Genomic DNA, 20,405 nt, shown 5'->3' with positions numbered 1-20,405 from the left:
TCCTCCTCGAGATGCAGCAAACCGGCGCGGCGCGCTCTGCGGCGTCGTTCAGGCAAGACTTCCATCCTCCGGGGCCCGGAACCCGGGCCGATGGTCCCGACAATCTGGACGTAAGCGGCTTATGGTGCCTCCATCTGGAGACTCTTCACACAGCGCCGGACGCCTGACGGAATGGCTGTGGGGTGCCTCGACCATGTACCGTGGCCCCACGACACAGATGACCACATACACGGGGCCGCACCGCAGGGTGCCTGCCCCGGTTCTATTGGAGGGGGTCGACGCCATGGGGCGCGGCCGTCAAAAGGCCAAGCAGACGAAGGTCGCTCGCAAGCTGAAGTACTTCAGCCCCGAGACCGACTATCGGGCTCTCGAGCGAGAGCTCACGTCGCGGACTGACGACGTAGACGGGGACGACTACGACGACCAGATCCCTCCTGCCACGGACGACTGGGGCGACATCCGCTCGACCCGCTGATCCGTCGCACCGGTCCCGGGACCGGTGGGAGGTCCGTGTCATTTCCGCCGGGTGCACCTCGCTCCGCCGTGCCGTCACACGCTGACGGTGCGGCGGAGCGACGCGCGCTCGGCCGGTGACGCCGGCCAGGACGCGCCGCCGCCGTCGAAACGCCCCGACAGCCGGGCGACGCCGCTACAGCGAAGCGCTCAGGACGTCCGGTACGTGCCGACCAGGCGGACGGCTCCGCCGTCGACACCCTTCGTCCCGCGGACGACCTCGCCGTCGGCCCCGGGCTCGCCGTCGTCCTCGGCGACCCGTCCCAGCAGCCAGGCGTCGATGCCGCGCGCCCTGACCGCCGCGACCGCGGCGTCCGCCGAGTCGGCCGGGACGACGGCGACCATGCCCACCCCGAGATTGAGGGTCGCCTGCAGGTCACCCCAGGGCACCTGGCCGAGGGTCCGCACCATCTCGAAGACGGGCGGGACCACCCAGCTGGCGCGGTCGACGTCGGCCACGAGCCCCTTCGGCAGCACGCGCGCGAGGTTGGCGGCGAGGCCACCGCCGGTGACGTGGCTGAACGCGTGGACCTCCACCCCCGGCGCCCCGACGAGGTCGAGGCAGGCGGGCGTGTACAGGCGGGTCGGCTCGAGCAGCTCCTCCCCCACGGTGCGGCCCAGCTCGGGCACGTGCCGGTCCAGGGCCCAGCCCGCGACGTCGATGACCCGCCGCACGAGCGAGTAGCCGTTGGAGTGGAGGCCGGAGGCCGCCATGGCGATCAGGACGTCGCCGGGGCGGACGCGCTCCGCGCCCAGGACGTCGTCGGCCTCGACCACTCCGGTGGCGGCGCCCGCGACGTCGTACTCGTCCTCGCCGAGCAGGCCGGGGTGCTCGGCGGTCTCCCCGCCGAGCAGCGGCGTGCCGACGATCGCGCAGGCCTCGGCGATGCCGCGCACGATGTCCGCGACGCGCTCGGGGACGACCTTGCCGGTGGCGATGTAGTCCGTCATCAGCAGCGGGCGCGCGCCGACGACCACGATGTCGTCGACCACCATGCCGACGAGGTCGTGGCCGATCGTGTCGTGCATGTCCATGGCCTGCGCGATGGCGACCTTGGTGCCGACGCCGTCGGTCGAGGTGGCCAGCAGCGGGCGCCGGTAGCTCTTCAGCGCGCTGACGTCCACCAGACCGGCGAACCCGCCGACCCCGCCGACGACGGCGGAGGTGTGCGTGCCGCGCACGGCCTCCTTCATCAGCTCGACCGCCTTGTCACCGGCCTCGGTGTCCACGCCGGCGGCCGCGTAGGTGATCGGCTGGTGCGGGGTCTCGGTCACTGCAGGGCTCCTGGCTGCGAGGCGGTGGCGGCGTCGGTCGGGGCGAGCTCGGCCGGCACCCCGGGGGTCTCGAGTCCGGCCACGGGGGAGTCGCCGGCGTCGGGGATGGTCGGCGCGTCCGCGCCGGAGACGGTGGCGCCGCCGTGGATCCGGATCGGGTACTCGCCGGTGAAGCACGCCGTGCACAGACGTTCGCGCGGGCGCGTCGTGGCCGCGACCATGCCCTCGAGGGAGATGTACCCGAGCGAGTCGGCGCCGAGGTTGTCACGGATCTCTTCGGTGCTCAGGCCGTTGGCGATGAGCTCGGCCCGCGTGGCGAAGTCGATGCCGTAGAAGCACGGCCACTTCACCGGCGGGGAGGAGATGCGCACGTGCACCTCGGCGGCGCCGGCCTCGCGGAGCATCCGCACGAGGGCGCGCTGGGTGTTCCCGCGGACGATGGAGTCGTCCACCACCACGAGCCGCTTGCCGGCGATGACCTCACGGAGCGGGTTGAGCTTGAGCCGGATCCCGAGCTGGCGGATCGTGTCCGTCGGCTGGATGAAGGTGCGCCCCACGTAGGAGTTCTTGACCAGGCCCTGCGCGAACGGGATGCCCGACTCCTGGGCGTAGCCGATCGCGGCGGGGGTGCCCGACTCGGGGGTGGGGATGACCAGGTCGGCGTCGACGGCGCACTCGCGGGCGAGGACCCGGCCCATCTCCGAGCGCGCCGCGTTGACGGACACGCCGGCGATCCGGGTGTCCGGCCGGGCGAGGTAGACGTACTCGAAGACGCAGCCGTGCGGGGTGGCCTCGGCGAAGCGGCGCGAGCGCAGCCCGTCGGCGTCGATGATCAGCAGCTCGCCGGGCTCGACCTCGCGCACGAAGGAGGCGCCGACGATGTCGAGGGCCGCGGTCTCGGAGGCGACGGCCCAGCCCCGCTCCAGCCGGCCGAGGACGAGGGGCCGGACGCCGTGGGCGTCGCGGGCCGCGTAGAGGGTGTGCTCGTCCATGAAGGCCAGGGAGAAGGCACCCTCGAGCAGGGGCAGGACGTCCATGGCGACGTCCTCGAGTCGCTCGCCGTTCTCGCTGGTGCCGCCGAGGAGCGCCGTGACGACGGCGGTGTCGGTGGAGGATCCGCGGCCCAGCTCGCCGCGCAGGTCCTTGCCGAAGCGCTCGCGCACGAGGTCCATCAGCTCACGGGTGTTCGTGAGGTTGCCGTTGTGGCCGAGCGCCACCGTGCCCGAGGCGGTGGGGCCGAGGGTCGGCTGGGCGTTCTGCCACTCCGAGGAGCCGGTCGTCGAGTAACGCGTGTGCCCGACGGCGATGTGGCCCTTCAGCGGCTCGAGCGCCTGGTCGTCGAAGACCTGGGAGACGAGGCCCATGTCCTTGTACACGAGGATCTGCTCGCCGTTGGAGGTGGCGATCCCCGCCGACTCCTGGCCACGGTGCTGGAGCGCGTAGATGCCGAAGTAGGTCAGCCTGGCGACATCCTCACCGGGGGCCCAGACGCCGAAGACGCCGCACTCGTCCTGCGGCCCCTTCTCGCCCGGGAGAAGGTCATGGGAAAGCCGTCCGTCTCCGCGCGCCACGGCCCCATGGTCGCACACCGCGGCCCCTGCTCCACCGGCCGTCCGCGGGGCAGGCGAACCGTCCCGGACGCCGGACGGCGACGGCGACCACGCCGGCCGCTAGGCCAGCTCGAACCGCACCAGCCGCTCCGGGACGTCGACCTCGACGAGACGGACCTCGATCCGCTCCCCCACCGGCAGGTCGGCCCCCTCGACGCGCCCCTCGACCGCCGGAGAGCCGACCACGACCGTGCCGCGCTCGGTGCCGCCGATCTTGCCGCCGTCGTCGCTCTCGACGATCACGCCCTCGAAGACCTCGCCGACCCGGCCCTCCAGCACGAGCGCCTCCAGCGCGTCGACGGCGCCGCGCTCGTAGGCGTTGGCGCGCTGGGTGGTCCGGCCCATGGTCGACGGGAGGCCGGGCAGGGCGTCGATGACCCAGGCGGGCACCTGCTCGCCCGCGCAGTGCGCGAGGCAGATCTCGAGGCCGTAGCGGTCGACGAGCCGCCGCAGCGGGGCGGTCACGTGGGCGTACTCCGCGGCGATGGCGGCATGGCGGGTGGTGGGCCGGTCGCCGTCCGCGACGCCGCCGACGCCCAGGGCGAGGTACCCCGCTCCCCGGAAGAGCATCGTGGCCTCGTTGAGGAACGCCGCGTGCGCCGGGACGGCGGAGTCGAGGGTCCGCAGGAGCTCGCCGTAGGTGGTGCCTTCGGGCCAGTCGACGCCGAGAGCGGCCCCGGCACGGCGCAGGCGTCGGACGTCGCGGGGATCCGGGTCGGGCAGGGTGCGGAGGATCCCGACGCCCGCCTCGCGCATGAGTCCGGCCGCCGCGATCCCCGTGAGAAGGGAGATCTGCGCGTTCCACCCCTCCACCGGCAGGGTGGCTCGGAAGGCGAGCACGTAGCCGTGCTCGTTGCGCTCGATGTGCTGCTCGGGGATCTCCAGCGAGACGCCGCCGCGCTGCCGCTCGAGGTTCTGACGCAGGTCGCCGACAGTCCGCAGCAGCTCGGGGAGGTCCGTCGGGACCCCGTCCGGGAGGGCTGGTCCGCCGTCGGCCGCGGTCTGGACCTGCTGGTAGGTGAGCTGAGCTCGCGAGCGCACGACCGCACGCTCGACCCGCGTCTCGAGCAGCTCGCCGGAGCCGTCGAGACGCAGTTCCCAGAGGCACGCCGGCCGGTCCTCCTCGGGGAGCAGGCTCGCCGCCCCGGCGCTCAGCGTCGGCGGGTGCAGCGGGAAGGACCCGGTGGGGCCGTAGACCGTCACGCCACGCTGGTGGACCTCCTGGTCGAGTGCGCCGCCCGGCTGGACGAAGGTCGCGAGCGAGGCGATGGCGTAACGCACGAGGAAGCCCTCGCCGTCCCGCTCGATGTGCAGAGCCTGGTCGAGGTCTCGGGAGCCGGGCGGGTCGATCGTCACGAACGGGATGCCGGTGGCGTCACGCTGCGGCAGCGGGGTGTCGACGGAAGCCTGTGCCTCGGCCAGCGCCGCGGGCGGGAATTCCGGCTCGATCTCCAGCTCGGCCCGCAGCCGCTCGAGGGCGACGTGGACCTCGTCGGGCGCGGCGGTGTCGAGGGCGAGGTATCGGCTGAGCACGGCTGCACCCTATGCCGTGCCACCGACGGCCGCAGCGGCTGAGTGCACGGCTCGTCGCGCTTCACGACCCCGCTGGTCCGGAGTCCCTGCCGAAGTCGCACGCCGGAATCGGAGGCCCTGCTGCGGCAATCGGCCTCCACGTGTCGCCCCCTGGGGCGACGGCCACTCCATCGGCCACTCCATCGCCCACGAGGAGAACGGCCTTCCGACCCTGACCGGTCGAAGGGGCGCGCGGACGGAACTGGTTCAGGCTGCTGGCGGCGTCCGGCGTGCAGCGGTGCGTGCCTCGCGTCGCGCGAGCGAGCGGCGGTCGAGCACGACCGCCAGCCCGGCAGCGGCGATCCCGCAGATGAAGCCGATCCCGAGAAACAGGATCCAGAAAAGATCCGACCGTGCGTACTGGCTCGGCGGGGTCAGGAACGCGAGGAGAAGCGCGAGGACGGCGCCAAGCGCCACGCCGGCCAGGATGAACCGGCCGAACCTGGGGGCCTGGCGGACCGTCCTCCGGTCGACGACGTCAGCGACGCGGACCCCCGGCTCGGGCTCGGGCGGCCCGTTCTCGGGATTGCGCTCGGGCCGAGGTTCGGGACCGGGCTCGGGCTCGGGACCGGGCTCGGGCTCGGGCTGGGGCTCGGGCTCGGGCTCGGGCTCGGGCTCGGGTGGAGCGGACACGCCAGGAACAGCCGGCGCGGTGCCCACCGGCGCGGGGTCGGCGGATGCGGCCGCGGGAACGGGCTCCGCGGCCGGCCGCTCGGCGGCGGAGTCGGGCGTGCGGGCGGGGCGGGGGTCGTCGAGGGGTGAGCCGGTCACGACGTGAACCTACCTGCCCGCGTGATGAGCGGGAGAACCGGGCTGAGATCGGCCCGGGTCCCGGACGCGGCCACCTTGCCCGTGGCGACGGCGTCGTCCCACGCCAGTCGTCCGGTGGCCAGGGCGAGCCACGTCACGGGGTCCGTCTCGACGACGTTCGGGGGGGTGCCGCGGGTGTGCCGCGGCCCGGCGATGGCCTGGACGGCGCCGGCGGGCGGGACGCGCACCTCGACGGAGTTTCCGGGCGAGCTGACGGCAAGCTCCTCGAGGGTGAAGCGCACGGCGGTCCGGACCACACCTGCCGCCAGGTGGGCACTGTTGTCGTCCTGCGCCCGCATCCAGACGGTGAGGGCACTCATGCCTTCGGAGGGATCGATTCGTCGGCGAGGGGGCACGCATCCACCGTAACGCCGAGGAGGTCGGCGCTCGTCCCCCTGACGTGGGCGAGGCCCGCCCCCCGATCGGGGTGCGGGCCTCGCCGGAAGGGGTGACGGATCTCGTCACCCCGTGCGGTAGATCAGGGCAGGCGGCGGACCCCGAGGGTGTCGGTGCCGTCACCGTTCCAGTCGCCGACGTAGACCTCGTCGTTCGCACGTCCGTAGACGAGCACGATGTCGGCATTTCCGGGTGCGATGGTGTTCTTGACGTAGTACGTCGCACCACGCCGCACCGCGAACGTGTCGTCCCCGTCGCCGTCCCAGTCACCCGCCAGGGTCACGTCGCCGGGCTTGCCGTAGACGACCACCTGGTCGGCGTTGCCGGCGGCGATGGAGTTCTTCACGAAGTACTCCGCACCGCGGCGCACCGCGAAGGTGTCCGCACCGTCAGCGTCCCAGTCACCGACCACGACCTGGTCCCCGGCGCGGCCGTAGACCACGACCTTGTCCGCAGGACCGCCCGCCAGGTCGTTCTTGACGTGGTACGCCGCGCCGCGACGCACCGCCAGGGTGTCGACGCCGTCGCCGTCCCAGTCACCGACCAGCACCGTGTCCCCGGGACGCCCGTAGACGAACACGTGCTCGGCCTCGCCGCCACGCGGTTCGTTGGACACGTAGAACACGTTCCCGCGGCGCACGGTGATCGAGTCCGTCCCGTCGCCGTCCCAGTCACCGATCAGGACCTCGTCGGAGAACCGGCCGTACATGAACGTGTGGTTCGCCTTCGTCGTCCACGAGTCGTTCAGGAAGAACCCGAACTGCTGGCCGGGGTCACCGGTACCTCCCTCGAGCTCGATGGGGAAGGCGACATCCGTGCCGACGTCGGTGACGACCGCGAGCTCGTACACGCCCGGGGCCGACGGGATCGTCGCCTGGATGGTCGCGCGACCCACCTCGTCGGTGGTGTCCACGACGGTCCCGTCGATCGGCGCCGTGCCGAGCAGCTGGTCACCCATGAAGAGCTGGACCTCGGTCGCGTCCTCCTCGGTGGTGCTGAAGTCGAGGGAGGACAGGCCGAAGGTGACCCTCGCGCCGGGTACCACGTCGCCACTGACGGTGATGCCGACCGCCCGCTGCGCGAGGTCCGGCGTCACCGGGGTTCCCTCCTGGGCGGCGAAGTAGTCGACGGTGGCCTGCAGGTCCACGCGGCCGGAGTCGGCCGAGTTCGTACCCTCGGCGAAGGTGGTGAAGTTGTCGCCGCCGGACGCCAGGAACGAGTTCATGACCACCTTGTAGGTGGCGTCCCAGACGATCGGCTCGTCGTTCAGCGTCGCGCCGAGGATCCGCTCACCGGCCGGGGCCGTGGGGTCGTAGAGGTACTCGAAGCCCGCCGAGACGCCGAGCTTGAGGAACGGCCGGGAGGCGCCGGCGGGCTGCCACTGCTCCTCGAGCACCTGGTAGATCTGCTCGCCGGTGAGATCCTTCGTGACCAGGGTGTTCGCGAAGGGCTGCACCTCCGCGGCCTCCTTGTAGGTGACGACGCCGTCGTCGCCGTAGGTGAGGTCCTTCCGGAGACCGCCGGGGTTCATGAAGGCGATCTCCGCGCCGAGCTCCTGGGTGGCCCAGAGGTGCACGTCGGCCACGAAGTTGCCGAGCGTGGACTCGCCGCCGCGGTTCTCGTCACCGTTCGCCTGCTGCGCCCGGTTGAGGTCGGCCTCGATCGTCCCGAGCTCGACGGCGCCCTCGACCTCGGCCACCTCCTTGGCCTTCTGGACGAGAGCCTCGATGTCCGGGTCGGCGTCGTAGTTGGGCGTGTAGGTGGTCGTTCCGTCGGCGTTCCGGACGGAGTCCACGAGGTCGAGCTGCGCGACCTCGGTCGAAGCCACGTCGCCGCTCTCGGGGTCCACGGTGAGGGAGAGCTTGGTGAGGTACTCGCCGTACTGGCTCGCCTGCGTGACGGCCATGCCGTCCACGTCGTGGTCGTACAGCACGTGCGTGTGCCCGGAGACGATCGCGTCGATGTCGTCGCTCGCGCCGTTGACGAGCGCACCGAAGTCAGTGGATCCGGTGGCGGCCGAGAGGTCGGCGGTCGCGGCGCCGTCGTGGGCGAGGACGACGACGACGTCGGCCTCGCCGTTGGTCTCGTCGCCGTCCGAGAGCTGCCGGGCAACCCGGTTGGCGTTCTCCAGCATGCTGCCGAACGTGAGGCCCTCGATGCCCGCGGGCGTGACGAGGGACGGCACCTCGGGGGTGACGACGCCGACGAAGCCGATCGTCACCTCCTCCTCCGTGCCTTCCTGAGCGGTGTAGATCGCGTACTCGTCGATGTTCGGCAGGTCACCCTCGACGTTGGCGACCAGGTAGGGGAAGTCCGCCAGGTCGCTCACGCGCCCGGTGAGGTCGTCCGCGCCCTGGTCGAACTCATGGTTGCCGACGGCGGAGGCGAACAGGCCCATTCCGTTGAGCGCCTCGAGGGTGGGCTCGTCGTCCTGGACGAACGACGTGAACGTGGAGGCCCCGATGTTGTCGCCCGCGGAGACCAGGACGGTGTCCTCGTTCTCCCCACGGAGCTGGTCGACGGCCCCGGCGAGCACTGCCGCACCTGCGGACTGCTGGTTCGCCTCGATCCGGCCGTGGAAGTCGTTGAACGCCAGGACGTCGACGATGACGTTGCCGCTGTCCGGGTCGACGTCAGCGGCGGCGGGGACGGCGGTGATGCCGAGAACGGCGAGCGATGCGACACCTACGGTCGCTGCCGGCCGGGTCAAACCACGCGCGCGCGAAGGCGCACTCGTACGAGTCATGTTGTGGACCCCGAACGTGAGAGATGGATTGTGTGACCCAGACCATAGTGCACCGAAGTCCGCGAACTCCGTGGTTTCGGACGTCAAATGACTCTGTTCACGGGACGTTCACGGACGACGCCCGCAAATGACGTCCGATTCCCCGGCAAAGCGCCACAAACTTCCCGCCCCGATCGACGGCTGCTACACCTGTCCCGGTGACCTCGCGACCGGGCACGTCCGGGCCCGACGCCGACCGAGCCCGGTGGCGCGCCTTCGCCGTCTGCCTCGGCGCGGGGTTCATGACGCTGCTGGACGTCTCGATCGTCAACGTCGCGCTGCCGTCGATCGAGGCCTCCCTCGGCGCCGGCCCGAGCGAGCTGCAGTGGATCGTGGCGGGCTACACGCTCGCGTTCGGGCTGGCGCTCATCCCAGCCGGGAGGCTCGGGGACGTGCTGGGCCGTCGGGGCGCCTTCGTCGCGGGGCTGTTGGGCTTCGTCGCCTTCTCCGCCGCGTGCGGCCTCGCGACCTCGGCCGAGATGCTGGCGGTCATGCGCCTGCTGCAGGGACTCAGCGCCGGCGTCCTCAACCCCCAGGTGATCGGCCTCATCCAGCACCTCTTCCAGGGGCACGAACGGGGCCGGGCTTTCGGCTTCTACGGCGCGGCCATCGGCATCTCCACCGCCACCGGCCCGCTGCTCGGCGGGACGCTGATCGCACTCTTCGGCGAGGCGGAGGGTTGGCGGTCGGTCTTCCTGGTCAACGTCCCCATCGGCGCCGTGCTCGTCCCGCTGGCGCTGCGCTACCTGCCCCGGGCGGAGCGGCAGCGGTCGGGCGGGATGGGTGTCGACGTCGTCGGGCTCGTCCTCATCGCCGCGAGCGTGGTCTGCGTGATGCTGCCGTTCATCGTCGCCGCCGAGGGACCGGACGCCAGCCCGTGGTGGCTCGTCCTCGTCGGGCTCGCGATCGTGGGGCTCCTGGTGCTGTGGGAGCGGTGGACCGAGCGCGCAGGTCGGTCCCCGGTGGTCCCGTCGTCGCTCGTGCGCACCCCGTCGTTCAGCCTCGGCGCCGTCGTCGGCACGGCCTACTTCGCCGGGTTCACCGGCATCTTCCTGGTCGGCACGCTCTACCTGCAGACCGGGCTGGGGCTCACTCCCCTGCTGGCCGGCGTCGTGCAGACCCCGTTCGCCCTGGTGGGGGCGGTCTCGGCGGCGCGCAGCGGCTACCTGGTGCAGCGGTTCGGCCGCTGGACGGTGGTGGCCGGCATCGGCGTGATGGCGGCCGGGATCGTGGGGGTCGACGTGACGGTCGGCTCCACGGAGGGCAACGGCGCCGCGGTGGCGATGGCAGGCTGGCTGGCTCTCGCGGGGCTGGGCAACGGCGTCGTGATCTCCCCCAACCAGACGCTCACGCTCGCCGAGGTCCCGGTGGCCCAGGGCGGCACCGCGGGCGGGGTCCTGCAGACGACGCAGCGCATCGGCGCTGCGGTCGGGGTCGCCGTCATCGCCTCGGTCTTCTTCGCGACCCTGGGGCGCAGCCGCGGCGGCCTCGCGGGCGGGTACGGGCCGGCGCTCAGCGTGGGGCTGCGCGTGACCCTCGGGCTGCTGGCCGTGGCGTTCGTCGTGGCGCTCCTCGACGCGCTGCGCCGGCGTCACGGTCCCGTCAGCGCAGCCGGTCCTCCACCCGCCTGACCTTCTCGGTGAGCTGGCCGGTGTAGCCGGGCCTGATGTCGGCCTTGATCACAAGGCTCACCCGCGGGCTCGTGGCCGCGACGGCCTCGGTGGCGCGCCTGATGACGTCCATGCACTCGTCCCACTCGCCCTCGAGCGTGGTGAACATGGCCGTGGTCTCGTTCGGCAGCCCCGACTCGCGCACGATCCGCACCGCCTCCGCGACGGCGGCGCTCACCGAGCCGTCGGGGGTGTCGGCGGTCGTGGGGGCGACGGAGAAGGCGAAGAGCATGTGCCCAGCCTAGGACGGCCGCCGTCCTGCACCGGACCCGCGTGTCTCGTCCGCACTGCCGGCGGGGCGCGCCTGCGGCTGACCGAGGGCGTCGACGGCGGAGCGCGCGGCCGCCACCAGGTGCGGGTCCGTGGTCGCGTAGCCGTCCGGTCCGCCGCCGGGGCCCGCGGGCCCGGCATCCGTGGCGAGGGCCCGCGCCGACAGGTGGATCGCGCCGACGCCGCCCCCGGCGAGGGCCGGGACGTGCTCGGGCCGGACGCCGCCCCCGGCGGTGATCTCGATCGTGCCCTCGGCCGCCTCGGCGAGCGCCGCGAGCACGGGGAGGCCCTCGAGCGCGCGCGGCGCCCCGCCGGAGGTGAGCATGCGGCTCACACCGAGCCCGGCGAGCTCGTCGACCAGCGCGGCGGGGTCGCGCCGGTAGACCCCGAGCAGGACGTCGACGCACCGGTGCACCGTCACCGGGTGCCCCTCCGCGGCGCGGACGAGGGCCTTCATCGCGTGCCGGTCCAGCGCGTCGCCGTCCGCCGTCAGGGCGCCGACGACGACGCCGGCGGCCCCGGCGTCGAGGAGCGCCTCGACGTCGCGCACCATGACCGAGACCTCGGTGGCCGTGTACGCGAACCCACCCTCGCGGGGTCTGATCAGGACGTGGACCTCCGGGCCGACCAGTGCCGCCAGCTGCGCCGTGCCGGAGCTGGGGGTCAGCCCGCCGAGCGCGAGCGCCTGGCACAGCTCGGCGCGGTCCGCTCCCCCGGCCTGCGCGGCGCGCACGCCGTCGACGTCCTGCACCGTGATCTCGAGTCTCATCGTGGCCATCGTCGCTCACGCGGCGCCGCCGCGCGCACCGGCGCGCCCGGTCGTCGGGCGGGATAGCCGACGCCGGGCGAGGAGGGCCGGCGGCGGGCGAGGAGGGCCGGCTGCGGGCGATCAGGGCCGACAGCGGGCGCGACGGACCGACGGCGGGCGAGGACGGACGCCTGACTGGGCGCCGGCGAGGATCGGCGCGTGCGAGCACGCGAGAGGGCGGCGCGGGTCTCCCCGCGCCGCCCCCTCATCCGCCCGCCCCGTGCGGTCCGGGCGGTTCGTGCAGCTGCCCCTCGGTCACTCCCTGATGCCGGAGGTGACCGCGTCGAGGGCGTTGACGATGCCCTCGCCGTAGAAACCGTTGTCCTCCGCGGTCCCGACGCACAGCGCCACGCCTGCCGGGCAGGCGGTGTCGTCGGCCTGCGCCTCGAGCAGGGCGATGAGCTCCGCCGGGGTCGCACCCGGGTGCGTCGACTTCAGCAGCGCGAGCACCCCGGCCACGTGCGGGGACGCCATCGAGGTGCCGCTGGCGGTCGCGTAGCGGGCGCCCGGGAAGGTGGAGGTGATACCGGCGCCCGGTGCCGACACGTCGATGACACCGGTGCCGAAGTTCGAGAACCCGGCCTTGCTGCCGTCCCGGCCGAGGGCCGAGACCGTCACCACGCCGTCGAGCTCGGTGGGCATGTCCTTGCACGTGCCGTTGATCTGGCGGTCGATCGCGATGCCGTCGTTGGGGCTGGAGGCGTTGGTGGTCTTGTTCGCCAGGTCGTACGCCGAGTTGCCGGCGGCGGCCGCGTGGACCACACCACGCCCAGTGGCGTAGTCCACCGCACGGCGGACGGCCTCCATCGCCGGTGCCTGCAGCGGCTGGTCGCCGCACCAGAACTCGAACGGGTCGATGTAGTAGCTGTTGTTGGTCACGTCCATGCCCCGGTCGGCCGCCCAGACGAAGCCGCAGATGGCGTACTCGGGGTAGATGTACCCGTCGTCGTTGACCACCTTGACGGAGGCCATCCGCACGTTGGGCGCCACCCCGACGACACCGGCGCCGTTGCGCGCCGCCGCGATCGTCCCGGCCACGTGCGTCCCGTGCCCGCTGGTCGTCACGCCCCACGCCTCCGGGGAGGTGTCCGGCTGCCCCGCGGCGGTGCAGCCGACCGACGTCGACGCGTCGACCGTCGCGGCCAGGTCCGGGTGGGCGGCGTCGATGCCGGAGTCGAGCACGCCGACCAGCACGCCGTCGCTGCCCTCGCTGATCTCGTGCGCCGCGTAGGCGTCGATCATGTCGAGGTTCCACAGATTGCCCTCGCGCACCTCGGTCGCGCCCTCGGCGCTGGTGACGTCCCCGGCGTCGAGGCCGTGCACCCGCGGTTGGCGTTTGTACGGAGCGGCGCCGCGGTCGCCGGGCACCGTCTCCCGCTCGACCCCCGGGGTGCCCTCGGACACCTCGGCGGTGCGGGTCGGGCCGGCCGACTCGATCGGGGAGCCGGGGCCGGCGGGCAGCTCGGCCAGGAAGCTCGCGCTGGTCGAGTGAGCGATGACCACGCCGATCTGCGGCCAGGACTGCACGACCACGCCACCGGCCTCCTCGACCGCCCGCTCGACCAGGCGCGTCTGGCCCGGGTTGGCGGTCCTGAGGTTGACGGCGTAGCTCATGAGGCGACCGTCGGACACGTCGATCGGGACGTAGGTCGACGTCGGCTCCTCAGCGGCCGGGGCCGCCTGGGCGAGGGCCACGGTGGAGGCGAGCAGGGCGGCCGAGGCCGCCAGCGTCACGCCCGCGCGGGACGGTAAGGAAAGGCGCATGAATTCCCCCTTGAATTCGGCCGGGACGTTCTTGTCCCGGTCCGTCCGGGACTCTAGCGCCCGCCACCCGCACCCGCCCCCGGGGGACTTGTGCGCGTGCCGCCGCCCGACCCGGCCGGGGCGGCCGGAGAGGGCAAGGCACCGTCCGTGCCACGTGCGGTTGCCGCACCCGCCGGCCGCGCACACACTCATCACGTCCGAACCCCACCTGGAGGGCTGATCAGCATGAGCACCCCGAACCCGGACGAGGCGCTGGGCATGACCGACGAGCCTGAGGAGCCCGGAAGCAGCGGTCAGCGGACCGAGGAGGGTGGCGCCCCGAACCCGGAGACCGGCGTCGGGCTCGGCGCCGGTGAGCCGAACACGTTCGAGCCCGAGGAGAACCCCGAGGCCTGAGGCGTCAGACCACGCCCTGCTCGAGCATCGCGTCCGCGACCTTCCGGAAGCCGGCGATGTTGGCGCCGAGCACGTAGTCGCCCGGGCGGCCGTACTCCTCCGCCGTCGTGGCGCACTTGAAGTGGATGCGCTCCATGATGCCCTCGAGCTTGCTGGTCACCTCGGAGAAGGTCAGCGGCTCCCGAGAGGCGTTCTGCGCCATCTCCAGCGCGGAGGTCGCCACACCGCCGGCGTTCGCGGCCTTGCCGGGCCCGAACAGCACGTGCGAGGACTGGAAGATCTCGACCGCGTCGGGGGTGGAGGGCATGTTCGCCCCCTCGGCGACGACGGCGACCCCGTTCTTCACGAGGGCCTCGGCGCCGTGGTGGTCGAGCTCGTTCTGGGTGGCGCACGGGAGCGCCACGGTGCACGGCACGTCCCACACGCGCCCGCCCTGCACCAGGCGGGCGCCCGGGCGGCGCTCGACGTAGTCGGAGACGCGGCCGCGCTCGACCTCCTTGACCTGCTTGAGCAGCTCGAGGTCGATGCCCGCCTCGTCGACGACGTAGCCGGAGGAGTCCGAGACCGTCACGACGGTGGCGCCGAGCTCCTGCGCCTTCTCGACCGCGTAGATCGCCACGTTGCCGCTCCCGGAGACGACGACGCGCTGCCCCTCCATCGCCTGACCGGCGGTCTGCAGCATGCGGTCGGCGAAGATGACGACGCCGTACCCGGTGGCCTCGGTACGCCCGCGGGAGCCGCCCCACGGCACGCCCTTGCCGGTGAGGACGCCCATCTCGGCGCGGTTGGTCAGGCGCTTGTACTGGCCGTAGAGGTAGCCGATCTCGCGGCCGCCGACGCCGATGTCCCCGGCGGGGACGTCGGTGTGCTCACCGATGTGGCGGTGCAGCTCGGTCATGAACGCCTGGCAGAACCGCATGATCTCGCCGTCGCTGCGCCCGTGGGGGTCGAAGTCGGAGCCGCCCTTGCCGCCGCCGATGCCGCGGCCGGTGAGCGAGTTCTTGAAGATCTGCTCGAAGCCGAGGAACTTGATGATCCCGAGGTTCACGCTCGGGTGGAAGCGCAGCCCACCCTTGTACGGCCCGAGCGCGGAGTTGAACTGCACCCGGAAGCCGCGATTGACCTGGACGCTGCCGGAGTCGTCGACCCAGGGCACCCGGAACATGATCTGGCGCTCGGGCTCCACGATCCGGCTGATGATCGCGTGCTCGCGGTACTCGGGGTGCTTCTCGATGGCGGGGTCGAGCGACTCGAAGACCTCGCGGACGGCCTGGTGGAACTCCGGCTCGCCGTGGTTGCGGCGGATGACCCGGTCGTAGACATCCTGAAGCTCAGACAGCATGGTGCTCTCTCTCGTGAGGGCCCGGCGGTCAGCCGAAGTAGGCGGGCAGGGTTGCGGACGAGGCCTGCCGGAGCTCGTCCACGGGCAGGGTGAAGGCGTCGGCGATCGCGAGTGCGGCCGAGCCGGTGGTGCCGATCCGGGCCGCGGGGACACCGTGGTCGGCGGCGAGCGCCTCCAGGCGTGCGGCGTCCTCGGGGGCGACGGCGACGACGGCCCGGGCCCCGGACTCGGCGAACAGCAGGGTGGCCAGGTCGACGCCGTCGCGCTCGGCCACCTCGGACAGGTCCAGGTCGGCGCCGACGCCGAAGCGGGTGACGGCGTCGACGAGGGTCTGGGCCAGGCCCCCGGTGGACAGGTCGTGCGCGGCGCGAGCGGTGCCGTCCGCGGCGGCGACGAGCACCTCGGCCAGCGCACGCTCGGCGTCGAGGTCCACCCGCGGCGGCAGGCCGCCGAGGTGCTGGTGCACGACGTCCGCCCAGGCCGAGCCGTCCAGCTCGAGCGCCGTCGTGCCGAGGAGGTAGACGGCAAGCCCTCCCTCGGTCCAGCCCGACGGCGTGGCGCGGGAGACGTCGTCGAGGACGCCGAGGACGCCAACCACGGGGGTGGGGTTGATGGAGGAGTCGATCCGTCCGGGCTCGCCCGTGCCGTTGTACAGCGAGACGTTGCCGCCGGTCACCGGGACGCCAAGCTCCTGGCAGGCGTCGGCCAGACCGGTGATCGCCTCGACGAGCTGCCACATCGAGTCGGGGTCCTCGGGCGAGCCGAAGTTGAGGCAGTCGGTCACGGCGAGCGGCCGGGCGCCGACGGTGGCGACGTTGCGGTACGCCTCCGCGAGCGCCTGCTTCGCGCCGGTGCGCGGGTCGAGCTTGGTGAAGCGGCCGTTGGCGTCGGTGGCCAGCGCGACGCCGAGACCGGTGGTCTCGTCGACGCGGACCACCCCGGCGTCGTCCGGCTGCGCCAGCGCGGTGTTGCCCTGCACGTACCGGTCGTACTGGTCGGTCACCCAGGACTTCGAGGCGAGGTTCGGGGAGGAGACGAGCTGCAGGACCTGCTCGCGCAGCGTCGAGCCGTCGGAGGACCGGGGCAGGTGGCGGGCCGAGGCGGCGTCGGCGTTGAGCTCGTCCTGCCAGGCGGGGCGGGCGTACGGGCGGTCGTAGACCGGGCCCTCGTGGGCGACCGTGCGCGGGTCGACGTCGACGATGCGGTGGCCGTGGTGGTCGATCGTCAGCCGGCCGGTGCCGGTGACCTCTCCGATCACGGCGGTCTCGACGTCCCACTTCGCGGTGATCTCGAGGAACCGGTCGAGCTTGTCGGGGGCGACGACGGCCATCATCCGCTCCTGCGACTCGCTCATGAGGATCTCGCCGGCGGTCAGGGTGGGATCGCGCAGCAGCACCTTCTCGAGGTCGACGTGCATGCCGCCGTCGCCGTTGGAGGCCAGCTCCGAGGTGGCGCAGGAGATGCCGGCGGCCCCCAGGTCCTGGATGCCCTCGACCACGTCGGCCGCGTAGAGCTCGAGGCAGCACTCGATGAGGACCTTCTCCATGAAGGGGTCGCCCACCTGCACGCTGGGGCGCTTGCTCGGCATCCCGCCCTCGAAGGTCTCCGACGCGAGGATCGAGGCGCCGCCGATGCCGTCGCCGCCCGTGCGGGCGCCGAAGAGCACCACCTGGTTGCCGGCGCCGGAGGCGTTGGCGAGGTGGATGTCCTCGTGGCGCAGCACGCCGAGGCACAGCGCGTTGACGAGCGGGTTGCCCTGGTAGGACGGGTCGAAGTCGAGCTCGCCGCCGATGTTCGGCAGACCCAGGCAGTTGCCGTAGCCGCCGACGCCGGCGACCACGCCGTGCACCACGCGGGCCGTGTCCGGGTGGTCGACGGCGCCGAAGCGCAGCTGGTCCATGACCGCGACCGGGCGGGCGCCCATGGAGATGATGTCGCGGACGATGCCGCCGACGCCGGTCGCCGCACCCTGGTACGGCTCGACGTAGCTGGGGTGGTTGTGGGACTCCACCTTGAACGTCACGGCCCAGCCCTGACCGATGTCGACGACGCCGGCGTTCTCGCCGATGCCGACGAGCAGGTGCTCGCGCATGGCCTCGGTGGTCTTCTCGCCGAACTGCCGCAGGTGGGTCTTGGAGGACTTGTACGAGCAGTGCTCCGACCACATCACCGAGTACATCGCCAGCTCGGCCGCGGTCGGGCGCCGGCCGAGAAGGTCGACGATGCGCCGGTACTCGTCGGGCTTGAGCCCGAGCTCGCGGAAGGGCAGCGCGACGTCCGGTGTCGATGCGGCGTGCTCGACGGTGTCCGGCAGGTGCTCGGCCACGTCAGTCATGTCTCCTCCGCGATTTCTCGTCCCACTTCCTGCCCGCACAGGCTACCTACGTCGCGCGCACGGCCCCTCCGGCGTCCAGACGGGGAACACTCCGCACCGGTGGGTTTCCGGCCGGACGCGGGAGCGCACCCTCGCTGGTCGGTCCGAGCAAGAGCAACCGTGCCGGGCAACCGTGTTTGAACCATATTGCTGGGCACAGGACCGCTTGCTCGGCAGCGGCGACCCGGTGCACGGGCCGGGTTCGGCGCACGGGCTCGCCGCCCTCCGGCGCCGACAGCAACGATCCCGCCCGGCATCGAAATGTGACCAACGTATCCCCCCGACCCGCACCTGGTCCCGGGTTACGTTGGGCAGGTGCTGCCCGAGATCACCGCGCCGGTCGACCTGTGCCTGCCGTCCGGGGCGCTCAACCCCGCGGCCGTGGGCTGGTCGCGGCGGCCCCTGCACCGGGCCAACCTGCGGGTGCGGGCGGACCAGCGCGGCATGCTCGGGGACCCGCTGGGGCGGGCGACGATGTGGAGCCGCACCAAACGCTGGGAGTACTGGTGCGTCATCACGCCCAGCCACCTCGTCAGCGTGAACGTCTCGTCCCTCAACTACGCGGGCGTGCACCAGGTGTGGGTGCTCGACCGCGCCACCGGCGAGGAGGTCGACTGCTGGGCCACCGCCCCGCTGGGGCGTGACGTGCGCATGCCGAGCACCTGCGGGGGCGGCCCGGTCCGCGCCCGGGCGGGCCGGATCGCCGTCGCCCTCGACCCGGTGGCCGGGGACGGCGGGCGCCCCGGCGCCCGGCTCCGGGGCGTCACCCCGCGGGTGCGGTTCGACCTCACCGTCGACGCCCCGCCCGAGCACGAGTGCCTCGCCGTCGTGGTCCCCTGGAACGAGCGCCAGTTCCAGTACACGGTCAAGGACGTCGCCCTGCCGGTCTCCGGCACGCTCTGGGTCGACGACGTCGAGATCACGGTCGAGGCCGACGCCCCATCCTGGGCGGTGCAGGACTTCGGGCGCGGGCGCTGGCCCTACCACGTGACGTGGAACTGGGGCACGGGCTCCGGCGTCGTCGACGGCGTCGTGACGGGTCTCCAGCTCGGCGGCAAGTGGACCGACGGCACCGGGGCGACGGAGAACGCGCTCACCCTCGACGGCCGCGTGCACTACCTCGGCGAGGACCTCTCGTGGGCGTACGACGTCAGCGACCGGACGGCCCCGTGGTTCGTCACCGGGCCGCGGGTCCAGGTCCGGCTCCAGCCGTTCCACGAGCGGGTGTCGAGCATGCGCCTGGGCGTGATCTCCTCCCAGACCCACCAGTCCTTCGGGACGTGGTCCGGCTGGGTGGTGGACGACGGCGGCGCCCGCCGGAGCGTCGACGGCCTCGTCGGCTTCGCCGAGGACGTCGTCAACCGCTGGTGACCGGGCGCCGTCCCCCGGCCAGGTCACGGTTGGGCTTTCGCCGCGTGCCCGGGCGGAGTTTGATCGGGGCATGAGGACGGTCGACGTCGTTCCGAACCCGCTCGCCAGGCTCGCCGCCGCCCTGGACGAGGTGTCCGCGCGACGCCTGGAGGCGGGAGCGCAACGCGCCCGGCGGGTCCTGGGCGAGCGCACGGTGTGGAACGTCTCCGCCACGGACACCGGCGGGGTCGGCGAGCTGCTCCACGGCCTGCTCCCCTACGCCGCCGGCGCCCGGGTGCGGGTCGGCTGGTTCACCCTCGACGGCGACGCCGACTTCTTCGCACTGTCTACCCGGCTCGGCCACGCGCTGCACGGACGCGCCCGCCACGGCGACGGGATCGGCCCCGAGGAGCGCGGCGCGTACGAGCGGTGCCTCGACCGGAACCTCGCCGAGGTGGCGGACCAGCTCCGGCCGGGCGACGTCGTCGTCCTGCACGACCCGGCCACCGCGGGCCTGGCCCCCGAGCTGCGGCGCCACGGCGTGCACGTGGTGTGGCGGTGCCACGTGGGCGCGGACGTGCCCGGCGACATCTCCGAACGGGCCTGGGCCTTCGTCGAGCCCTACCTCGACCAGGCCGAACGGGTGGTGCTGACGCGCGGGGTGTACCGGCCCGGGTTCCTGGCGCCGGACGGGGTCCGCGTCATCTCACCGTCCGTCGACCCGCTCTCGCCCAAGAACCGTGACCTCGACCGCCAGGAGGTCGACGAGCTCCTCCGGAGCCGCGGGATCCAGGCGGACGACGGGCGGGCCGGCGCAGGGGCGGATGACGTCATGCTCGCCGGCGGGCCCGTGCCCGCGGCGGCCCGGGTGATCCTTCAGCTCTCCCGCTGGGACCGGCTCAAGGACATGAACGGGGTGCTCGTGGCCTTCGACGAGGCGTTCGAGGACCTGCCAGAGGACGTCCACCTCCTGCTGGCCGGGGCCGAGGTGGACGAGCGCGACGCCGAGGGTGCGGAGGTCCTGAGCGACTGCCTGGAGATCTGGCGCGGCCTCGGCGAGGAGGTGCGCCGCCGGACCCATCTCGCCTGCCTGCCCACGAGCCGCCCCGACGACGCGCTGCTGGTCAACGCCGTGCAACGCCGGGCCACGGTCGTGGTGCAGAAGAGCCTGGCCGAGGGTTTCGGCCTCAGCGTCGCCGAGGCGCTGTGGAAGGGCCGCCCGGTGGTGGCGACGGCGGTCGGCGGCATCCAGGACCAGATCGTCCACGAGGAGAACGGCCTTCTCGTGCCCGAACCGACCGACCTGGAGGGGCTGATGCGGCACGTCTCGCGGCTCCTCGCCGAACCCGCCTTCGCCGAGCAGCTCGGTGCCGAGGCCCACGACCGGGTGCGCCGCGAGGGCCTGTCCGACCGGCACCTCCTCGACTGGGGCGACCTGCTGGCGGACCTGCTCGGCTGAACCGCAGGCCG

At 72.9% G+C, this 20,405-nt stretch carries 16 protein-coding genes; 5 read left to right on the top strand and 11 right to left on the bottom strand.

Translation table 11 applies throughout. The annotated features are described in order from the left end of the window. Window positions 1-217 precede the first annotated feature (217 nt). A complete protein-coding gene (locus tag KZX45_RS03930; protein ID WP_374112537.1) occupies window positions 218-475 on the top strand; it encodes a DUF3073 domain-containing protein in 258 nt (85 codons plus the stop codon). 188 nt (window positions 476-663) lie between these two features. On the opposite strand, the gene purM is transcribed toward KZX45_RS03930, so the two are convergent. From purM to KZX45_RS03900, 6 genes are all read right to left on the bottom strand, one after another. Then, complete coding sequence (gene purM, locus KZX45_RS03925; RefSeq protein ID WP_248256423.1) at window positions 664-1,788, bottom strand: phosphoribosylformylglycinamidine cyclo-ligase; 1,125 nt, start codon at window positions 1,786-1,788, stop codon at window positions 664-666. Next, complete coding sequence (purF, locus tag KZX45_RS03920; protein WP_248256422.1) at window positions 1,785-3,359, bottom strand: amidophosphoribosyltransferase; 1,575 nt, start codon at window positions 3,357-3,359, stop codon at window positions 1,785-1,787. The genes purM and purF overlap by 4 nt, the downstream gene beginning before the upstream one ends. A gap of 99 nt (window positions 3,360-3,458) precedes the next feature. Continuing rightward, window positions 3,459-4,931, bottom strand: a complete 1,473-nt coding sequence (locus KZX45_RS03915; RefSeq protein WP_248256421.1) for an RNB domain-containing ribonuclease — start codon at window positions 4,929-4,931, stop codon at window positions 3,459-3,461. 246 nt (window positions 4,932-5,177) lie between these two features. Continuing rightward, on the bottom strand, window positions 5,178-5,741 hold the full coding sequence (locus KZX45_RS03910) for a hypothetical protein (RefSeq protein ID WP_248256420.1): 564 nt from the start codon (window positions 5,739-5,741) through the stop codon (window positions 5,178-5,180). Then, complete coding sequence (locus KZX45_RS03905) at window positions 5,738-6,100, bottom strand: sterol carrier family protein (RefSeq protein WP_248256419.1); 363 nt, start codon at window positions 6,098-6,100, stop codon at window positions 5,738-5,740. Before KZX45_RS03905 ends, KZX45_RS03910 begins: the two co-directional genes overlap by 4 nt. A gap of 158 nt (window positions 6,101-6,258) precedes the next feature. Next, the gene (locus KZX45_RS03900; protein ID WP_248256418.1) at window positions 6,259-8,886 is read right to left on the bottom strand and encodes a bifunctional UDP-sugar hydrolase/5'-nucleotidase; all 2,628 of its coding nucleotides are present in this window, start codon (window positions 8,884-8,886) and stop codon (window positions 6,259-6,261) included. 233 nt (window positions 8,887-9,119) lie between these two features. Between KZX45_RS03900 and KZX45_RS03895 the strand changes: the two genes are divergently transcribed. Next, window positions 9,120-10,592: an MFS transporter gene (locus KZX45_RS03895; RefSeq protein WP_248256417.1), complete on the top strand. Its 1,473-nt coding sequence runs from the start codon at window positions 9,120-9,122 to the stop codon at window positions 10,590-10,592. On the opposite strand, the gene KZX45_RS03890 is transcribed toward KZX45_RS03895, so the two are convergent. The 3 genes from KZX45_RS03890 to KZX45_RS03880 form a co-directional block, all read right to left on the bottom strand. Then, the gene (locus tag KZX45_RS03890) at window positions 10,564-10,863 is read right to left on the bottom strand and encodes a thiamine-binding protein (RefSeq protein ID WP_248256416.1); all 300 of its coding nucleotides are present in this window, start codon (window positions 10,861-10,863) and stop codon (window positions 10,564-10,566) included. The two genes, KZX45_RS03895 and KZX45_RS03890, sit on opposite strands and share 29 nt — an antisense overlap. A gap of 9 nt (window positions 10,864-10,872) precedes the next feature. After that, a complete protein-coding gene (locus tag KZX45_RS03885; RefSeq protein WP_248256415.1) occupies window positions 10,873-11,670 on the bottom strand; it encodes a copper homeostasis protein CutC in 798 nt (265 codons plus the stop codon). Between the two features lie 294 nt (window positions 11,671-11,964). Further along, window positions 11,965-13,473 carry a S8 family serine peptidase gene (locus tag KZX45_RS03880; RefSeq protein WP_248256414.1) on the bottom strand — a complete coding sequence of 503 codons (1,509 nt, stop codon included), beginning with the start codon at window positions 13,471-13,473 and terminating at the stop codon, window positions 11,965-11,967. A 225-nt stretch (window positions 13,474-13,698) separates the two neighbouring features. Between KZX45_RS03880 and KZX45_RS03875 the strand changes: the two genes are divergently transcribed. After that, the gene (locus tag KZX45_RS03875; protein ID WP_248256413.1) at window positions 13,699-13,869 is read left to right on the top strand and encodes a hypothetical protein; all 171 of its coding nucleotides are present in this window, start codon (window positions 13,699-13,701) and stop codon (window positions 13,867-13,869) included. Between the two features lie 4 nt (window positions 13,870-13,873). On the opposite strand, the gene gdhA is transcribed toward KZX45_RS03875, so the two are convergent. Continuing rightward, window positions 13,874-15,211, bottom strand: a complete 1,338-nt coding sequence (gene gdhA / locus KZX45_RS03870; protein WP_248256412.1) for an NADP-specific glutamate dehydrogenase — start codon at window positions 15,209-15,211, stop codon at window positions 13,874-13,876. Between the two features lie 28 nt (window positions 15,212-15,239). Continuing rightward, window positions 15,240-17,546, bottom strand: a complete 2,307-nt coding sequence (gene purL / locus KZX45_RS03865; protein ID WP_248256411.1) for a phosphoribosylformylglycinamidine synthase subunit PurL — start codon at window positions 17,544-17,546, stop codon at window positions 15,240-15,242. Between the two features lie 354 nt (window positions 17,547-17,900). Between purL and KZX45_RS03860 the strand changes: the two genes are divergently transcribed. Together KZX45_RS03860 and KZX45_RS03855 are read left to right on the top strand one after the other, a co-directional pair. Continuing rightward, window positions 17,901-18,956: a DUF2804 domain-containing protein gene (locus KZX45_RS03860; RefSeq protein WP_248256410.1), complete on the top strand. Its 1,056-nt coding sequence runs from the start codon at window positions 17,901-17,903 to the stop codon at window positions 18,954-18,956. A gap of 70 nt (window positions 18,957-19,026) precedes the next feature. Then, complete coding sequence (locus tag KZX45_RS03855; RefSeq protein WP_248256409.1) at window positions 19,027-20,394, top strand: glycosyltransferase; 1,368 nt, start codon at window positions 19,027-19,029, stop codon at window positions 20,392-20,394. Window positions 20,395-20,405 lie beyond the last annotated feature (11 nt).

The sequence above is a fragment of the Georgenia sp. EYE_87 genome (genome assembly GCF_023148685.1).
Classification (GTDB): domain Bacteria; phylum Actinomycetota; class Actinomycetes; order Actinomycetales; family Actinomycetaceae; genus Georgenia.
This window is presented reverse-complemented; position numbering and strand designations above follow the sequence as displayed.

Excerpts from the sequence above, each read along its gene's own strand:
- KZX45_RS03905 (WP_248256419.1), bottom strand. The coding sequence starts at position 6,100 with ATGAGTGCCCTCACCGTCTGGATGCGGGCGCAGGACGACAACAGTGCC.
- KZX45_RS03930 (WP_374112537.1), top strand. The coding sequence starts at position 218 with ATGACCACATACACGGGGCCGCACCGCAGGGTGCCTGCCCCGGTTCTA.
- gdhA (WP_248256412.1), bottom strand. The coding sequence starts at position 15,211 with ATGCTGTCTGAGCTTCAGGATGTCTACGACCGGGTCATCCGCCGCAAC.
- KZX45_RS03875 (WP_248256413.1), top strand. The coding sequence starts at position 13,699 with ATGAGCACCCCGAACCCGGACGAGGCGCTGGGCATGACCGACGAGCCT.
- purL (WP_248256411.1), bottom strand. The coding sequence starts at position 17,546 with ATGACTGACGTGGCCGAGCACCTGCCGGACACCGTCGAGCACGCCGCA.
- KZX45_RS03890 (WP_248256416.1), bottom strand. The coding sequence starts at position 10,863 with ATGCTCTTCGCCTTCTCCGTCGCCCCCACGACCGCCGACACCCCCGAC.
- KZX45_RS03885 (WP_248256415.1), bottom strand. The coding sequence starts at position 11,670 with ATGAGACTCGAGATCACGGTGCAGGACGTCGACGGCGTGCGCGCCGCG.
- KZX45_RS03855 (WP_248256409.1), top strand. The coding sequence starts at position 19,027 with ATGAGGACGGTCGACGTCGTTCCGAACCCGCTCGCCAGGCTCGCCGCC.
- KZX45_RS03880 (WP_248256414.1), bottom strand. The coding sequence starts at position 13,473 with ATGCGCCTTTCCTTACCGTCCCGCGCGGGCGTGACGCTGGCGGCCTCG.